Origin of the sequence: Veillonella sp. AF36-20BH, assembly GCF_003602765.1 — a bacterium.
Classification (GTDB): domain Bacteria; phylum Bacillota; class Negativicutes; order Veillonellales; family Veillonellaceae; genus Veillonella; species Veillonella hominis.
The window spans coordinates 81,951-98,383 of sequence record NZ_QTLR01000001.1; the positions used below are offsets into that span (position 1 = coordinate 81,951).

The window sequence follows — 16,433 nt, forward strand, 5'->3', positions numbered from 1 at the left end:
TTAATATTCTAAGTGGGAGAGACCCTGTTGTTTGTATACTTTTACAGAAAGGGGTATATGGGTGGAACAAATTATTGATTTAAAAGAGGTGGGCAGAGTCCTCATTAAAAAGCGCCGTAAAATTATTAATATTGCGGTAGCATGTATGGTTTTAGGTGGTGCGTATGCTTTTCTTGCACCATCAACATATCAATCTACATCGATGTTGCGCATTAAACAAGCTCAAGGTTTGAGCAATTCTGTATTATCTAGTGCTAATGCCTATTCTGATTCTATGTCTCGTCAATTGATGAACACAGATGCAGAAATTTTAAAAAGTCGTAATGTAGTAGAGCCAGTAATTACTGCTATAGAAGATCCTGAAGGTACTGGTAATGCGCCAACATATGAAGATTTTGTTAAAACTCGCATTGAAACTAAACCGTATAAAGAAACCGAGTTATTACAAGTAAGCGTGACTGGTAATAGTCCTGAGCAAGCACAAGAAGCTAATCAATTACTTATTGATACCTTCTTGAAACGTCTTGCCGAAATTTCTCATGTTGAACAACGAACTACTCGTGAATTCTTACAAAAACGCGTTGTTACTGCGAAATCTGAATTAGAACAAGCAGAAAATAAATTGCAACAATTTCAAATAGATAATAAGGTGTACTCCACCGCTGATCAGACGAAAGGCTTAACAGATAAAATTACTCTTATCGATCGTGAGAAGGCTCAAAATCAACTCGATTTAGAAACGGCACAAGCTGCACTTGGCAGTATCAATGAACAATTAGGTTCTGCTGGTAAAAGTATCGCCGATAGCGCCACGGTTCAAGCCTACAAGGGGCAGTTAGCAGACCTAGAATCTCGTAAAGCTTCTTATATTGGTAAATATACTGATGAACATCCAGCGATGAAAGAGATTAACCAACAAATTGAAGAGGCTAAAAGTGGTTTAAATGCTGAAATCAACGCTATTGCATCTCAACAAGCACCTTCAAGCAACTCTGCACAACAAGGCTTGCTAGCGGATAAGTTTAAAAATGAAGCTGCTTTAGCAGTAGCTCAAGGTAAACAATCTACATTAGCTGAGCTAGATAAAGCAAACGAAGAAGCTATAAAAGGACTACCTGAAAAAGAACGTGGTTATATCCAAGCAAAACGTGATGTAGATGTGGCACAAGATATCTATCAAATGTTATCCACTCGCTTAGAAGAAGCGAAGGTAGCAGAGGTTATGGTACCGAATGAAGTTCAAATCGTTGATCCTCCTACATTGCCAGAAAAGGCGATTGCTCCGCGTAAGGTTCTTATTCTATTAGGCTCTGCCATTTTAGGCCTCATCTTTGGTTGCCTCTATACATTGGGCCAATTCTTCGGTAATCGCAAAGTTCAATCTGTACAAGAAATTAATGATATTCTTGGCATTCAAAACTTGGGCGTAATTCCAAATCATAACGAAAAAGAATACGAGGAGCCTAGTAATCGTATCGTAGCATTGTTGCGCAAAGTGAGAGGTTAATATGATTAGACTAATTTCTAATGAACGTGGTGATACACCACTTGTGGAAGCATACCGTACATTGCGTAGCAATCTTCAATATGTATGTAACCAACATAAGTGTAAGCTTATTTGTATTACTGCAGCCACTAGTGGTGAAGGCACTTCTGAGGTGGCTGCTAATACTGCATTAGCTTTATCTAAAAATAATAATAAAGTTCTTCTAGTAGATGGTAATCTACGTAATCCAATACAACATATAGCCTTTAATGTACAAAATAAGGGCCTTACAAATGCGGTGATGATGGATGAAGATTTGACGATTCATCGTAATGTAGTGCCTCATTTGGATGTGCTTACGGCGGGTGAAGTTGTTGAATATCCATCTGATATTGTAGATTCTAGCAAATTACCTGCGATTTTTGAGTATGTACGTGATGAATATGATGTGGTTATCATTGATACACCATCCGTATTGTCTGTTACAGATGCCGTTGTATTGGCAGAAAAATCAGATGGTGTTGTGTTAGTTGTTAAAAATGAAGTAGTTAGTTCAAAAGATTTGATTGAAGCTAAGAAACGGCTTTCACAAGCAGGTATTTTTCTTTTAGGATCTATCGTAATTGATGCTTAATATAACTGTTTTAATCAGTATTCTATGTGATAAATCAAACGTATCAATATGGTACAGAAAGTATTGAGGTGATTTATATGAGAATTAATTTTTCTCCTCCAGATATTACAGAGTTAGAAATCAATGAAGTCGTTGAAGCCTTAAAAAGTGGGTGGATTACGACAGGTCCTCGTACTAAAGAATTAGAAAAAAAGATTGCTCATCAGTTAGGTACACCTAAATCCGTTTGTTTAAACTCTGCTACGGCAGCGCTTGAAATGTCTCTTCGCGTATTAGGGATTGGACCTGGAGACGAAGTCATAACTAGTGCTTATTCTTATACAGCTAGTGCAAGTCCTGTAGTTCATGTAGGTGCTACCTTAGTACTCGTTGATACACAGAAAGATGCTTATGAAATGGATTACGATGCAGTAGCTCGCGCTATTACACCAAAAACAAAAGCAATCATTCCCGTTGATGTTGCAGGTGTACCTTGCGATTATGATCGACTACGCTCCATTGTAGAGGAAAAGAAATCTCTCTTCACACCATCTAATGATATTCAAAAAGCATTAGGTTGTATTCCTATTGTGGCTGATTGTGCTCATTCCTTTGGGGCCTCATATAAAGGGGTACAAACAGGTAATGTTGCAGACTTTAGTAGCTTTTCCTTCCATGCAGTAAAAAATTTTACTACTGCTGAAGGCGGCTGTGCTACATGGCGCCATATAGATGGTATTGATGATGAAACTATTTACAAGCAATTCCAATTGCTATCTTTGCATGGTCAAGATAAGGATGCTCTTGCAAAAACAAAAGCAGGTGCTTGGGAATATGATATTAAGGGTACCTATTATAAATGTAATATGACGGATATCATGGCGGCTATTGGTTTGGCTCAATTAGAACGATATCCAAAACTTTTAGCTCGTCGTAAGGAGATTATCGAAGCTTACGATACAGGTTTGAAAGATTTACCTGTTACATTGTTGAGCCATTATACAGATGAGCATGAAAGTAGTGGTCACTTGTATTTAGTACGTTTAGACGGCCGTGATGCGGAATATCGCAATAAGGTTATTGAAGCTATGGCTGAGGCTGGCATTGCGACGAATGTCCATTATAAGCCAATCCCAATGCATACGGCTTATAAAAACTTAGGCTTTACAATCGATGACTATCCAAATGCTTATGACCAGTTTAAGAATGAAATTACATTGCCACTTCATACGCTCCTTACAGATAATGAGGTGCAATATATCATTGAACAGTTTAAAAGGATTATTACCGAATGTTAGTAAAAAACTTTCATGATCTACCACAAGAGCTACAGTGTGAAGCGATTCGTCCCTATTTTGAAATATTAAATCAAAGACGTACAAGCCTTCTTTGTAAAAGTATTTTTGATCGCGTCATGGCAGCGGGAATGCTTATTACATTAAGTCCTATATTCTTGATACTGGCCATCATGATTAAACGAGATAGTGAGGGAGAGGTTTTTTTTCGTCAAACTCGAGTGACACAGTACGGTCGTACCTTTGGCATCTATAAGTTCCGTACTATGGTAAAGAATGCGGAATCTTTAGGTGCACAAGTGACATCACAAAATGATATGCGCGTTACGAAGGTAGGCAATATGCTTCGCAGCTGTCGTCTCGATGAATTGCCTCAGCTTATTAATATCCTTTTAGGAGATATGAGCTTTGTCGGTACAAGACCAGAGGTTCCACGTTATGTGGCCGCTTATACAGATGAAATGAAAGTTACCTTATTATTACCTGCTGGTGTTACCAGTGTTGCCAGTATTACTTATAAAGATGAAGATCAACTTTTACAAAATGCTCAGAATGTTGATGAAGTCTATATAAATGAGGTTTTACCGGGTAAGATGGCTTGGAATTTAAGGAGTATTAAGGAGTTTTCTTTTTTACAAGATATAAAAACGATGATTGATACAATATTAGCTGTATTACGTTGAAAGAGGTCCCTATGAGTACATCTATGACAAAGGAAATACAAGAAAAAGAGCTGAATATGTTACTGTACTTTAAAGAGTTCTGTGATAAACATAATTTGCGCTTTTATCTTTGCGGCGGTGGTCTCATTGGGGCTATACGTCATAACGGCTTTATCCCTTGGGATGATGATTTAGATCTTTTCATGCCTCGTCCAGATTATGAAAAGTTAGCTGAATTATGGCCAAAATATGCTGATACTGAACGATTTACGTATTGTCGTACTGATCGCAATCATATCTATCATGATGCAGGAGCTTCTATTAGAGACAATAATACGACTTTTATCAATCGTCATAGTATGCATGAAGATGTTTGTCATGGTTTGGCACTTGAAATTATGCCTATCGATGGCTGTGCACCCGGCAAAATTAGTCGTGCATTGCAGTTGATGTGGGCCATGACTTTTGCACTCTTTAATGCACAGCGTTTGCCTGATAATAAGGGACCAACATATCGCGCTTTAGCGGGTTATATTTATAAAATCTTTTCAAGTCAATCTATACGCTATCATATTTGGCGATTTGCAGAAAAGAGAATGACTCAATACGACTTTGATACGAGTGATGAGTGTACGGAGTTAATCGGTAGCTTAAAAGGTATGAAGCTACGTCATCCTAGAGAGGACTTTGCTTCTGTTGTATATAAAGACTTTGAAGGTCATCAAATACCTGTTATGAAAGGGTATGAGAGATATTTGCGCCTTATTTGGGGCGACTATATGCAATTACCACCTGTAGAGCAACGTGTAGCAAAACATGATGCAGTATTTGCTGATTTACATACACCTTACAAGGAGTATAAAGGCATACATTATGCCAAAAAAGAAGCTCAACCATAAGGAGGGCCTATGAAACGAATAGCAGTAATCTTTGCGGGTGGCGTAGGTGCTCGTATGAAAAATAGCAAGACGCCAAAACAATTTTTAGAATGGAACGGTAGACCGATTTTGATTCAAACCTTAGATGTATTTGAACAAACGGAGACTATTGATGGGATTGTTCTTGCCTGTAAAGCAGAATGGATTGATCATACTAAACAACTCATAGAAAAGGCGGGGTTACAAAAGGTATTATCCATTGTGCCTGGTGGTGAAAGTGCTTTGGAATCCCAATATAATGGGCTAGTAGAGGCTAAGCGTTTATTCCCTGATGACGCGGTGACTGTATTGATTCATGATGGGGTTCGTCCACTTGTAGATAACTCTACCATAGAGAGAAACATAGAATCTGTTGAGTCAAAGGGTTCTGCCATTACTGTTACTCCAGCTATCGAAACGGTTATGGTTACCCAAAATGGTTCTATTAACCGCATTTTAAATCGTAATGAATGTCTTATGGCTAAAGCTCCGCAGAGTTTTAGATTGGATGATATTATATCAGTTCATAATCGTGCAAAAGATGAGGGCATTCATGACTTTATTGATTCCGCATCGATGATGATGCACTATGGTTATACTTTATACCCTGTGTTAGGGGAAACTGAAAATATAAAGATTACAACTCCATCTGATTATTATATGTTCACAGGGATTATTAAAAATCGTGAGCTAGGAGGATTAAAAGATGAGTAATTCCGTTATTCAACGCGAGTTAACGGCTTTAGTACAGGAAAAAAATTACTTTCATTTCCTCCGTCATCAACGCATTCTTATAACTGGTGCAACGGGGCTTATTGGATCTATGTTTATAAAATTACTTATACTTGCCAATGAGACTCATGACCTGGATTTAAAAGTGATTGGTCATGTGCGAAGCCATGAAAAGGCAAAAAACATTCTTGGTGAGTATTTAGATAATAAATCGTTAGCTCTAGTGGATGGTTCATTAGAATCTATTGATGTGCCATGTGATTATATTTTACATGGAGCCGCACCGACACAGTCTAAGTTTTTTGTAGAACATCCTGTAGAAACTATCCGTACCTCTATTTATGGTACGGAGGCCATGCTTGAGTTAGGTCGCCGTCAAAAGGTAAAGAAACTAGTTTACTTATCCAGTATGGAGCAATATGGGGTACCTTATGAGTCTGGCCAAGTTATGACAGAGGAAAGAATAGGCTATTTGGATCATCTAAACGTTCGTAGCTCTTACTCCGAAAGCAAAAGACTTTGTGAATGTTATTGCAAGTCCTATGCTGTGGAGTATGGCGTTCCTGTTGTAATAGCTAGACTAGCTCAAACTTTTGGGCCAGGTGTTCCAGTAGCTGATAATCGCGTTTTTATGCAGTTCACTAAGAGTGCTATTAAAAAAGAAGCCATTATACTTCATACAAAGGGCGATTCTATGTCGAATTATTGCTATATTACTGATGCCTTAACTGGGCTTTTAACTCTTTTAAAAGCAGGGGTACCTGGTGAAGCATATAATGTTTGTCATGATGAGGAGACGCGTTCTATTGCAAGCATTGCTCATTTAGTGGCAACTCATGTTAGCAATGATAAGAGTGAAGTCATCTTTGATATTCCAAACGATGTGCAAGGGCTTGGCTATGCACCGACAGTGCATATGTTCTTAAGTTCTAAGAAGTTAAAATCCCTAGGTTGGCAACCTAAGGTATCAATGGCACAAGCCTATGTAAGACTGGCAGAATATATCCAAGAGGAAGGCTTATGAAAAAGGAAATAATAATTGTCACTATCTCCCTTGGTAACGATGGGGCTGAACGAATCTTAACAGAGTTGGCTCGTCAGTGGGTACATGATGGTCATCATATTACAGTTATCCAAACAAGCCCTAATCGATATGGTAATGAATATGCGTTAGAGGAAGGTATTGAACAAATCGAAATTCATACTACAAGCTCTAATAAAGTCATTCGCTTTATGCAAGAAATAAAGGAACTAATCAAAATCTTAAAGACTAGACCAAATGCGACATGTTTATCTTTCTTGTCTGCATCGAGTTTTATCTTAGCGATTAGCTCTTGGTTTATAAAAAATCGCATTGTGTTTTCTGAGCGCAATAATCCACGCAAAGTTCCTATTGGTTGGCATCAACAAGCGTTGCGCAATTTTGCTTTTCGATTTGCAGATGCACTAGTATTTCAAACGGAAGATGCTCGTTCTTATTTCCCGAAATCTGTTCAAAATCGCGGTGTTATTATCCCCAATCCTATTAATGGTAAATTGCCACCACCAATAGAGGGGGAACGAGAAAAGACAATTGTTACAGCTTGTCGTTTGCATCCGCAAAAGAATTTGCCTATGATGATTAATGCCTTCAGTATGTTGGCAAACGAGTTTCCAGAGTATAAACTTGTCATTTATGGACAAGGTGTATTAGAGGATGAACTACGAGCCCAAATTAAGTCTCTTAATTTAGAGAATCGTATTTTATTGCCTGGCTTTGCTAGTAATATTTTAGAAAAGGTAGCCCCTTGTTCTATGTTTTTATCATCCTCTGATTTTGAAGGTATTTCAAATTCTATGTTGGAAGCATTGGGCATGGGTTTACCGGCAGTAGTCACAGACTGTCCTGTAGGCGGTGCTCGCATGGTAATTAAAAGTGGTGAGAATGGTATCCTTGTGCCTGTAGGTGATACGCAGGCTATGTATGAAGCTATGCGCAGTATATTAAAAGATCCTGCACTAGCAGCTAAGCTTTCACAGGAAGCAATCAAAGTACGCGATGAATTTCCACTATGGAAAATCGCTAAACGTTGGTTAGAAGTTTTATGAGTGTAAGGAGGAGAACCATTGAAGTTAAATATTACGGCTCTTGCTGATCGCATGATATGGTTCATAACTCTAATCTTTTTAGTGTTGTCGTTGACCATTTCTTTTGCCCTTGGCGAAGCGAACTATGGTGCGTATGTATTGTTTGTATGCTTATTTGGGCTCATTATTTTTTATCTAATAAGAGAGCAAGGTGTTATTAAACTACGGCTTAATTGGATGCATGCTTATATGCTACTCTTTATTGGAGCTTGTTATCTGAGTGCGATTAATGCCACAGATACAGCTGTGGCGATGAGTCGAAGTTTTGATATGGTCAAGATATTCTTTATGCTCATCATTTTATACATGTGTTATCAAGATAAAAAATCGGTGGATACATTATTAAAGATTGGCATGTGGACAGGCTATATAGTTTGTTTCTATACTGTTTATTTCTACGGTTTAGATTATTTTATTACTGTTTTATCATCCTCAGCGCGTATTGCTAATGATGCATTGAATGCGAATACGGTAGGGCTATTGGGGGCCAATGCTATTGTTATGACCTTGTATTATATGCTATACGATCGACCTCGTTGGTGGCATGTCATTGCATTACCAACACTTGGTATTTTAGCGGCTACAGGTAGTCGTAAGGCCTTAGTTTTTGTTGGTGTTGGTACAGTATTACTCTTTATTTTTAAAAGTTTTCGTAGTGCTAATGCGGTCAATTCTATTGTAAAAGTTATTGGTTCCTTATTAGGTCTTACCATTATAGGTATTGCGGTCTTGCAATTGCCGATGTTCTCTGAAGTATTAGACCGAATGTCTAACATGATGGAAGCCTTTACAGGCACAGGGGGGGACTCATCCACTATTATTCGTTTAGCTTTGGTAGATATTGGATGGGACTTATTTTATCAATCTCCCATAACTGGTGTAGGTATCAATAATCCATCTGTATATACTTTTTTCGTATATGGCAAAGATAATTACTACTTGCATAACAATTATATTGAGTTATTAGCTGGCACGGGTGTTATTGGTTTAATAGCATATTATTCAATGTATCTATATGTAGCATATAATTTAATTCGCTATCGCGATATACATAGTAATGAATATATAATGGTACTTATTTTATTCCTTTCACAAATTGTTATGGATATGGGTATGGTTTCTTATGAAAGTAAGAGTACTTATTTTTATATAATGTTGTTTTATTTAGAGGTACAAATTCTTCGGAAAGGACGAAAACATGAAGTTCAGAAAATTGTGTAATGTTGGCATGTCCTTTCTAACAAAACCTTACTATCGTACGAGGGTATTAATTAAATCGGGTTATTATGACTCTTTGTCTGATGAAGACTTTTTGAAGAAGATATTTCCTAAGTATATGGGATACCCTTTAGATCTAGAAAATCCAAAAACTTTCAGCGAAAAGTTACAATGGCTTAAGGTTAATTTTAGAGACCCAATACAAACAGTGATGGTTGATAAACATGAAGCTAAACATCTTATTGCTCAACGTGTAGGTAATCAGTATATAATACCTACGATTTCCGTATGGAACTCTGTAGATGATATTGACCTTGATAGGTTGCCTAATCAATTCGTTTTGAAATGTACACATGATAGTGGAGGCATCGTTATTTGTAAAGATAAATCAACACTTGATTGGGAAGCAGCAAAAGCTAAATTAAGAACATTCTTAAAACGGGATTATTCACGTATTGCTAGAGAGTGGCCTTATAAGAATGTTCCTCGACGTATTATCGGAGAGGAATATTTGTCGGAGTTAGGTAGCAATGACATATTAGATTATAAGATGTATTGCTTTCATGGTGAACCAAAGTTAACAGTAGTATGTTCTAATCGTTTTTCTAAAACAGGAACGCGTATGAACTTCTATGATATCGATTGGAATCCTATGGGAATTCATTTTGGACATTATCCACCGTTACCTACAGAGTTTCCAAAGCCAGATACATATGGTGAAATGCAACAGGTTGCGATGGAGCTTAGCAAAGGGTGTCCATTTTTGCGTGTTGATTTTTATGAAATTAAAGGGCATCTATTTATTGGAGAATTAACATTTTTTCCTGGTGCTGGATTTGAAAGATTTCGTCCTATGTCAAAGGATTATGAATTAGGAGAGTGGTTACATCTTGAGAATGTACATCGGGGCTGATTTAGTTCCTACGAATATTAATAAAACATTATTTGAAAACGGTAATGGAGAAGCTTTTGTAGGAAAAGAGCTTTATGAAATTTTGAAGCAATCGGATTTAAATGTTTTCAATTTAGAGGTTCCTCTTACTGATATAGAGACACCCATCGTAAAATTTGGTAATAATTTAATTGCGCCTACAAAAACAATTAATGGATATAAGGCGTTAGAGCCGTTATTTTTAACACTGGCTAATAACCACTCCTTAGATCAAGGGGTGGAAGGGTTGACGACAACATTAAATTTGTTGAAGCAGCATAAGATTGCTCATGCTGGAGCTGGAGCTAATTTGAAAGAGGCTAAGAAGCCATTTATCTTTGAAAAAGATGATATACGTATTGGATTCTATCTTTGTACAGAGAACGAGTTTACTATGGCTACTTGTCATACAATGGGGGCTAATCCTTTTGATGTGCTAGAAAGCTTTGACGAAGTGAAAGTTTTAAAGGCACAATGCGACTACGTCATCGTTCTATATCACGGCGGCAAGGAATTCTATCGCTATCCATCTCCTATGCTACAGAGATATTGCCGTAAATTTGTCGATAGTGGAGCGAATCTCGTTATCTGTCAACATAATCATTGTGTAGGGTCTCGCGAAGATTACCAGGGGGGCACTATCATTTATGGACAGGGAAACTTTATTTTTAATTCTGACTTTTATGTAAATCATCAGGAATTTGTGAAAGATGCAATACTAGCTACTGTAGACGTAACTAAGGATGATTTTGTGGTGTCTGAATTGCCTATTCGTAGAACTGATAATGGTACACGATTAGCCACAGAAGTTGAAGCTACAGAAACATTAGAGGCTTATAGAAAACGTAGTGAAGAAATTAAAGACCCTCATTTTGTGACTCAAGCTTATAAGGCCTTTGCTGATACACATGTAAAACGTTATTTGCGTGAGTTTTTAGGTAGATCATTTATTGTACGCGCTATTAATGCTTTATTGGGCCGAAAATTGGTAGAACTTATTTTGGGCAAAACGAGTTATTTAGCAATACAAAATTATTTGGAATGTGAAGCTCATCATGAACTATTCTTGAGAGGCATTAAGAATATCAATAAGAAATAATGGATACTAAAATCGTAGCTGCTGCTAAATGGTCTGTTATTACAGAGGTTTTGGCAAAGCTTATCACACCACTGACAAATATAATATTGGCTCATATGTTAGCACCGACTGCATTTGGCATATTGGCGACGATTATGATGGTTATATCTTTTGCGGAAATGCTTGCTGATGCGGGTTTTCAAAAATTTCTTGTTCAGCATGAGTTTGAAAGTGCCCAAGATAAGCAAGAGGCTACAGATGTGGCCTTTATTGCCAACCTAGTGTTTTCTCTAGTTTTATGGAGCGCTATCATAATCGGTCGTGATGAATTGGCTGTATTAGTAGGTAATGATGGTTTAGGTATACCTTTAGCCGTGATGGGCGCTATGATTCCTTTATCTGCTTTTAGTAGTGTCCAAATGGCATTGTATCGAAGAGATTTTAATTTCAAGTTTCTTTTAAATATTAGGCTCATAACAATTCTTACACCTATATTGATATCTATACCAATGGCGCTTATGGGGTACGATTATTGGTCTTTAATTGCTGGTATGCTAGGGTCTCAGCTATTTACGGCGTTGGCATTATTAAAGAGTCGGAAGCATCAAATTCATCTGTTTTTTAGTAGCCGCGTCTTTATGAATATGTTTAACTATAGTGCATGGTCTTTAGCTGAAGCATTTTCTATATGGCTCACTGCTTGGGTGGATACATTCATTATTAGCCGTTTTTTAGATGCTTATTATTTGGGTATATATAAGATGCCAATGGCTATTGTTACGACTGTAATGGCTATGGCTACAGCATCTTTGGCTCCTGTATTATTCGCGGCTTTAAGTCGTGTGCAAAATAATCAACAGGCCTTTTCGAATACATTCTTTACATTCCAACGCTATATGGCTCTATTTTTGGTACCTCTAGGTGTAGGCTTATTTGTATTTCAAGACTTTGTTGTTCAGCTTTTACTAGGACCACAATGGACGTTAGCGGGCATTGTATTAGGTTCGTGGGCATTGAGTTCGGCTATTATGACTGTAACAGCTAATTTGATTTCCGAAATATTTCGTGCAAAAGGGATGCCTAATCTATCATTTTGGACTCAAATACTACATCTAGTAGTTTTAATACCAGTTATTTATATTTGTATTCAATATGATTTCAGTACCTTTGTATATGCTCGATCGTTAGTAAGAATGGAAATGCTAGCAGCTTCTATGTTGCTACTAGCTTTATTTGTCAATATGAGTGCATTTCGCATAATATCTAATATCAGTGTATATCTCATTACAGCATCTATAGTTGGGTTAATTGCCTATAGTATTTTACATCTCTATGATGCAGTATGGTGGACCGTCGTTTGTATGCTTTTATGTGTTGTATTATATGTGGCTATTTTATACGTCATTCCATCTGAGCGCATAATTATTGCTTCTGGCTATAAAAAAGTCTTAAGTAAAGTAAAACGACATAATTAACAGAACTATGAAAGGAGTACATATGCTTTCAAAAAATGTAGATTTAAACAACACGGTAATCCTTGTAACAGGTGCCGCTGGATTTGTAGGGGCTAATCTAGTTATGTCCTTACTATCTGAAGCAGAAGGGACTCAAATTATTGGCATAGATTCTGTTAATGATTACTATGATGTAGCATTGAAAGAGTATCGATTGCAACAGATTGATGAACTTAGCAAAAATAATAAGAATATATGGATTTTTAAAAAAGGGAATATTGCAGATAAGTTCTTTGTTGATGAAATTTTTGCTATCTATAAACCACAAGTTGTAGTGAATCTAGCAGCTCAAGCAGGGGTTCGTTACTCTATTACTAACCCCGACGCCTATATCGAGTCTAATATTATTGGATTTTATAATATTCTAGAAGCTTGTCGTCATTCTTATGATGATGGTGAAAGAGGTGTAGAGCATTTAGTGTATGCATCATCTTCTTCTGTATATGGTGCAAATAAACAAATTCCATACTCTACAGAGGATAAAGTAGATAATCCTGTATCTCTTTATGCAGCTACAAAAAAATCAAATGAGTTATTGGCTTATTCGTATGCTAAATTATATAACATCCCTAGCACAGGGCTTCGTTTCTTCACTGTATACGGCCCTGCAGGTCGTCCAGATATGGCATACTTTGTTTTTACAAATACATTACGTAATGGTGGGACAATTAAAATCTTCAACTACGGCAATTGTAAGCGTGATTTTACCTATATCGATGATATTGTAGAAGGCGTTTCTAAGGTTATGTCTACTGCACCAGAGCGTCGCAATGGTGCGGATGGCTTGCCGGTTCCACCGTACGCTATTTATAATATCGGCAATAGCAACCCAGAAAATTTACTTGATTTTGTGCGCATTCTTTCAGAGGAATTGGTTTCTGCTGGCGTATTGTCAGAAGATTATAATTTTGAGGAGCATAAAGAATTAGTACCTATGCAACCAGGGGATGTGCCTGTTACATATGCTGATACAAGTGCGTTAGAAGCAAATTTTGGCTTTAAACCTAATACAACCTTACGAGAAGGGTTAAAGCGTTTTGCCATATGGTATAAAGATTTCTATATGATGGAGGGCAAATAAATGAAAATTGCAATTGCTGGTACAGGCTATGTAGGCCTTTCCAATGGTGTGTTGTTAGCTCAACATAATGAAGTAGTAGCCCTCGATATCATCCCAGAAAAAGTAGATATGTTAAATCGCAAAGAGACGCCTATTGTAGATGCTGAATTGCAAGAGTATTTAGCTACTAAGGAGTTAAACTTCAAAGCTACACTTGACCCAGTAGAAGCTTTTAACGGTGCAGATTATGTTATCATTTCGACACCTACAAATTATGATCCTCAAAAAAACTTTTTCGATACATCTTCTGTTGAACAAGTTATTAAAACTGTGCTAGAGATTAATCCTGATGCAGTAATGATTATTAAATCAACTGTACCGGTAGGCTATACGGTACAAATGCGCAAAGAATTTAATACGGAGAATTTAATTTTCTCGCCAGAATTCTTGCGTGAAGGTAAAGCCTTATACGATAATTTACATCCATCCCGTATTGTTGTGGGCGAGGATTCTGACAGAGCACGTCGTTTTGGCCAATTATTAGCGGAAGGTGCTATTAAAGAAAATATTCCACAATTATATACTGATTCTACGGAAGCGGAAGCAATTAAATTGTTTGCTAATACGTATTTAGCATTACGTGTAGCGTATTTCAATGAGTTAGACTCCTATGCTGAAGTACGTGGCCTTAGCACAAGTCAAATCATCAAGGGGGTTTGTTTAGATCCTCGTATTGGAGATTTTTATAATAATCCTTCCTTTGGTTATGGTGGTTATTGCTTGCCAAAAGATACAAAGCAATTATTAGCTAACTATAATGATGTACCACAAAACTTAATTTCTGCCATTGTCGATGCAAATAGAACACGTAAAGATCATGTGGCAGATACTATTATTGCTAAAAATCCGAAAATTGTTGGTATCTATCGCTTGACCATGAAGATGAACTCTGATAATTTTAGAGCATCAGCCATTCAAGGTGTTATGAAACGTATTAAGGCGAAGGGGATTGCTGTGGTAGTATATGAACCTACACTAGATGCAGAAGACTTCTTTAATTCGCCAGTTATTCGTAATTTTGAAGACTTTAAGCGTGTTAGTGATGTTATTGTAGCTAATCGCTGGGATAGTAGCTTAGAAGGTGTAAAAAATAAAGTTTATACACGAGATATTTTTGATAGAGATTAATACAGCTATATGTATTGTGGCGTTTAGGAGAGTAGTATGAAACGTTGGATACTATATATTGTGTTATGTCTAATTGTGTTTTTTATATGGGATAATTCCTTGCAAAATGGAAGGAGCTCTGATGGATTTAGTCTTATTTTTGCAGAGTGGCTTGCCCCTATAGCTGATAAATTAGGCTTTTACGGAAATATATGGGCCTTAAATAGGATTGTTCGAAAATTAGCCCACCTTACAGAGTTCACAATCCTTGGTGGTGTTTTATATGTAGTTCTACGCCACTATATTGAATATGGCACAGTAGTAAAAACTATAGGAGTGGGTATAGTAATAGCTAGTCTAGACGAATTTATACAATTATTTTCTCTAGGTCGCAGCTCTCAACTTTCTGATGTATTGATTGATACAATTGGTATAATCATTGGTATATCGATAGTAAAATTAGCTTATTATATTAGTCATGATAAAAGATAAAGGTACATTTAAAAATTAAAAAAAATATTAATATAATAATGTGTAAAATATGACTCATAATTATAGAGATTATGAGTCATATTTTATGAAGGAAAAATGAATATATAGAAATTGTATTAAATGAACATATAATAATTTATTTATTTTTATAGAAAAACCAATGTACAAGCAACTACTCCCTTGTTATAATCGTGAATGTAAAATGAATTATAAACTTAAATGAGAAGAACATGAACTTTATGAAAGAGGTCGATTTTTGAACAGAGAATCGAAAGTAGAAGGGAAAGATTATGAGTCGCGTGGTTGATTTACATGGTTGCATTTTGCCAGCTGTGTTAGGCCCACAAGGGCCTCAAACAATGGCAGAATCAGTAAAAATGATTAAGTCCTTGTCTGAACAAGGTATTACAGATATTTTTAGTACGCCTGATGTAACAGTATCTATGGATCTGAACACATGGAATGCTATAAACTCTTTAGTTAATGAAGTAAAAGTTATGGTTAAGGAGCAACAAGTAGATATAACTATTCACAGTGGAGCTCGCGTAATGCTTTGTGATGAAATGGTTGCATATATAGCTTCTCATCGCAATCAATATACGTTGGGAGATAGCCATTTTATATTAGTTGCTCTTCCACAAAATAGCAAAGTGCTTCATATTAATGCGTGGTTATTAAGTCTACTAGATATGGAGCTTGTACCTATTATTAGTGAAGTAGAAACTTATGGACAATTATTTACTAAACCTGAACAATTACTAGCATGGGTTGATAGAGGTATTTTGATTCAATGTAATATGGCATCTTTTGATCATGGTAACGCTAACTATGATAGGGCCATTGAATTATATCGAAATGGTTTAATTCATTTCTTTGGTACTGGTTACAGCGATGGCTGTGATGTTGAGGCGTACCAAGGTTATGTGGAAGCAATTTCTGAATTAGACAATACGTATAAAAAAGATTTGTTGCCAAATATCCATCTTAATGAACGCGACCTCTTAGCTAATCGCACATTTTATCCTTCTGTCCCATCTAGTTGGGTGGGGAAAAAGGGTAATTTCTTAACTCGTCTATTTGGCTTTGCATTATAATTTATATAGGTTCTTTTATCCATGTCATATTGGTATAGATAGAGGGA

General features: G+C 36.6%; 16 protein-coding genes. All 16 read left to right on the forward strand.

Annotated features, from left to right (window positions below):
- The first annotated feature begins 61 nt into the window (after positions 1-61).
- The 16 genes from DW000_RS00365 to DW000_RS00440 all read left to right on the forward strand — a co-directional run bounded on the left by DW000_RS00365 (position 62) and on the right by DW000_RS00440 (position 16,386).
- Positions 62-1,507, forward strand: a complete 1,446-nt coding sequence (locus DW000_RS00365; RefSeq protein ID WP_120054628.1) for a GumC family protein — start codon at positions 62-64, stop codon at positions 1,505-1,507.
- 1 nt (position 1,508) lies between these two features.
- A complete protein-coding gene (locus DW000_RS00370) occupies positions 1,509-2,120 on the forward strand; it encodes a CpsD/CapB family tyrosine-protein kinase (RefSeq protein WP_120054629.1) in 612 nt (203 codons plus the stop codon).
- Between the two features lie 77 nt (positions 2,121-2,197).
- Positions 2,198-3,397: a DegT/DnrJ/EryC1/StrS family aminotransferase gene (locus tag DW000_RS00375; protein WP_120054630.1), complete on the forward strand. Its 1,200-nt coding sequence runs from the start codon at positions 2,198-2,200 to the stop codon at positions 3,395-3,397.
- Positions 3,391-4,077 carry a sugar transferase gene (locus tag DW000_RS00380; protein ID WP_120054631.1) on the forward strand — a complete coding sequence of 229 codons (687 nt, stop codon included), beginning with the start codon at positions 3,391-3,393 and terminating at the stop codon, positions 4,075-4,077. Before DW000_RS00375 ends, DW000_RS00380 begins: the two co-directional genes overlap by 7 nt.
- An 11-nt stretch (positions 4,078-4,088) precedes the next feature.
- Positions 4,089-4,955 (forward strand): LicD family protein, encoded by an 867-nt coding sequence (locus DW000_RS00385; RefSeq protein ID WP_004697209.1) that lies wholly within the window; start codon positions 4,089-4,091, stop codon positions 4,953-4,955.
- 9 nt (positions 4,956-4,964) lie between these two features.
- Positions 4,965-5,687: an IspD/TarI family cytidylyltransferase gene (locus DW000_RS00390; RefSeq protein ID WP_120054632.1), complete on the forward strand. Its 723-nt coding sequence runs from the start codon at positions 4,965-4,967 to the stop codon at positions 5,685-5,687.
- Positions 5,680-6,729: an NAD-dependent epimerase/dehydratase family protein gene (locus DW000_RS00395; RefSeq protein WP_120054633.1), complete on the forward strand. Its 1,050-nt coding sequence runs from the start codon at positions 5,680-5,682 to the stop codon at positions 6,727-6,729. The genes DW000_RS00390 and DW000_RS00395 overlap by 8 nt, the downstream gene beginning before the upstream one ends.
- A complete protein-coding gene (locus DW000_RS00400; protein ID WP_120054634.1) occupies positions 6,726-7,793 on the forward strand; it encodes a glycosyltransferase in 1,068 nt (355 codons plus the stop codon). The genes DW000_RS00395 and DW000_RS00400 overlap by 4 nt, the downstream gene beginning before the upstream one ends.
- Before the next feature lie 18 nt (positions 7,794-7,811).
- On the forward strand, positions 7,812-9,053 hold the full coding sequence (locus DW000_RS00405; RefSeq protein WP_120054635.1) for an O-antigen ligase family protein: 1,242 nt from the start codon (positions 7,812-7,814) through the stop codon (positions 9,051-9,053).
- Entirely contained in the window at positions 9,031-9,963 is a 933-nt protein-coding gene (locus DW000_RS00410) for an ATP-grasp fold amidoligase family protein (protein ID WP_120054636.1), read from the forward strand. The genes DW000_RS00405 and DW000_RS00410 overlap by 23 nt, the downstream gene beginning before the upstream one ends.
- Positions 9,947-11,080, forward strand: a complete 1,134-nt coding sequence (locus DW000_RS00415) for a CapA family protein (protein ID WP_243624515.1) — start codon at positions 9,947-9,949, stop codon at positions 11,078-11,080. Before DW000_RS00410 ends, DW000_RS00415 begins: the two co-directional genes overlap by 17 nt.
- On the forward strand, positions 11,080-12,534 hold the full coding sequence (locus DW000_RS00420; protein ID WP_120054638.1) for a lipopolysaccharide biosynthesis protein: 1,455 nt from the start codon (positions 11,080-11,082) through the stop codon (positions 12,532-12,534). Before DW000_RS00415 ends, DW000_RS00420 begins: the two co-directional genes overlap by 1 nt.
- A 22-nt stretch (positions 12,535-12,556) precedes the next feature.
- Positions 12,557-13,654: an NAD-dependent epimerase/dehydratase family protein gene (locus DW000_RS00425; protein WP_120054639.1), complete on the forward strand. Its 1,098-nt coding sequence runs from the start codon at positions 12,557-12,559 to the stop codon at positions 13,652-13,654.
- The gene (locus DW000_RS00430) at positions 13,655-14,821 is read left to right on the forward strand and encodes a nucleotide sugar dehydrogenase (protein ID WP_120054640.1); all 1,167 of its coding nucleotides are present in this window, start codon (positions 13,655-13,657) and stop codon (positions 14,819-14,821) included. It begins immediately after the preceding gene.
- Between the two features lie 36 nt (positions 14,822-14,857).
- A complete protein-coding gene (locus DW000_RS00435; protein WP_120054641.1) occupies positions 14,858-15,292 on the forward strand; it encodes a VanZ family protein in 435 nt (144 codons plus the stop codon).
- Between the two features lie 290 nt (positions 15,293-15,582).
- Positions 15,583-16,386: a CpsB/CapC family capsule biosynthesis tyrosine phosphatase gene (locus DW000_RS00440; protein ID WP_120054642.1), complete on the forward strand. Its 804-nt coding sequence runs from the start codon at positions 15,583-15,585 to the stop codon at positions 16,384-16,386.
- Positions 16,387-16,433: the final 47 nt, after the last annotated feature.

Bases quoted from the DNA above. Each gene is read 5' to 3' on its own strand.
- DW000_RS00370 (WP_120054629.1), top strand. From the start codon at position 1,509: ATGATTAGACTAATTTCTAATGAACGTGGTGATACACCACTTGTGGAA.
- DW000_RS00375 (WP_120054630.1), top strand. From the start codon at position 2,198: ATGAGAATTAATTTTTCTCCTCCAGATATTACAGAGTTAGAAATCAAT.
- DW000_RS00380 (WP_120054631.1), top strand. From the start codon at position 3,391: ATGTTAGTAAAAAACTTTCATGATCTACCACAAGAGCTACAGTGTGAA.
- DW000_RS00385 (WP_004697209.1), top strand. From the start codon at position 4,089: ATGAGTACATCTATGACAAAGGAAATACAAGAAAAAGAGCTGAATATG.
- DW000_RS00390 (WP_120054632.1), top strand. From the start codon at position 4,965: ATGAAACGAATAGCAGTAATCTTTGCGGGTGGCGTAGGTGCTCGTATG.
- DW000_RS00395 (WP_120054633.1), top strand. From the start codon at position 5,680: ATGAGTAATTCCGTTATTCAACGCGAGTTAACGGCTTTAGTACAGGAA.
- DW000_RS00400 (WP_120054634.1), top strand. From the start codon at position 6,726: ATGAAAAAGGAAATAATAATTGTCACTATCTCCCTTGGTAACGATGGG.
- DW000_RS00410 (WP_120054636.1), top strand. From the start codon at position 9,031: ATGAAGTTCAGAAAATTGTGTAATGTTGGCATGTCCTTTCTAACAAAA.
- DW000_RS00415 (WP_243624515.1), top strand. From the start codon at position 9,947: ATGTACATCGGGGCTGATTTAGTTCCTACGAATATTAATAAAACATTA.
- DW000_RS00420 (WP_120054638.1), top strand. From the start codon at position 11,080: ATGGATACTAAAATCGTAGCTGCTGCTAAATGGTCTGTTATTACAGAG.
- DW000_RS00425 (WP_120054639.1), top strand. From the start codon at position 12,557: ATGCTTTCAAAAAATGTAGATTTAAACAACACGGTAATCCTTGTAACA.
- DW000_RS00430 (WP_120054640.1), top strand. From the start codon at position 13,655: ATGAAAATTGCAATTGCTGGTACAGGCTATGTAGGCCTTTCCAATGGT.
- DW000_RS00435 (WP_120054641.1), top strand. From the start codon at position 14,858: ATGAAACGTTGGATACTATATATTGTGTTATGTCTAATTGTGTTTTTT.
- DW000_RS00440 (WP_120054642.1), top strand. From the start codon at position 15,583: ATGAGTCGCGTGGTTGATTTACATGGTTGCATTTTGCCAGCTGTGTTA.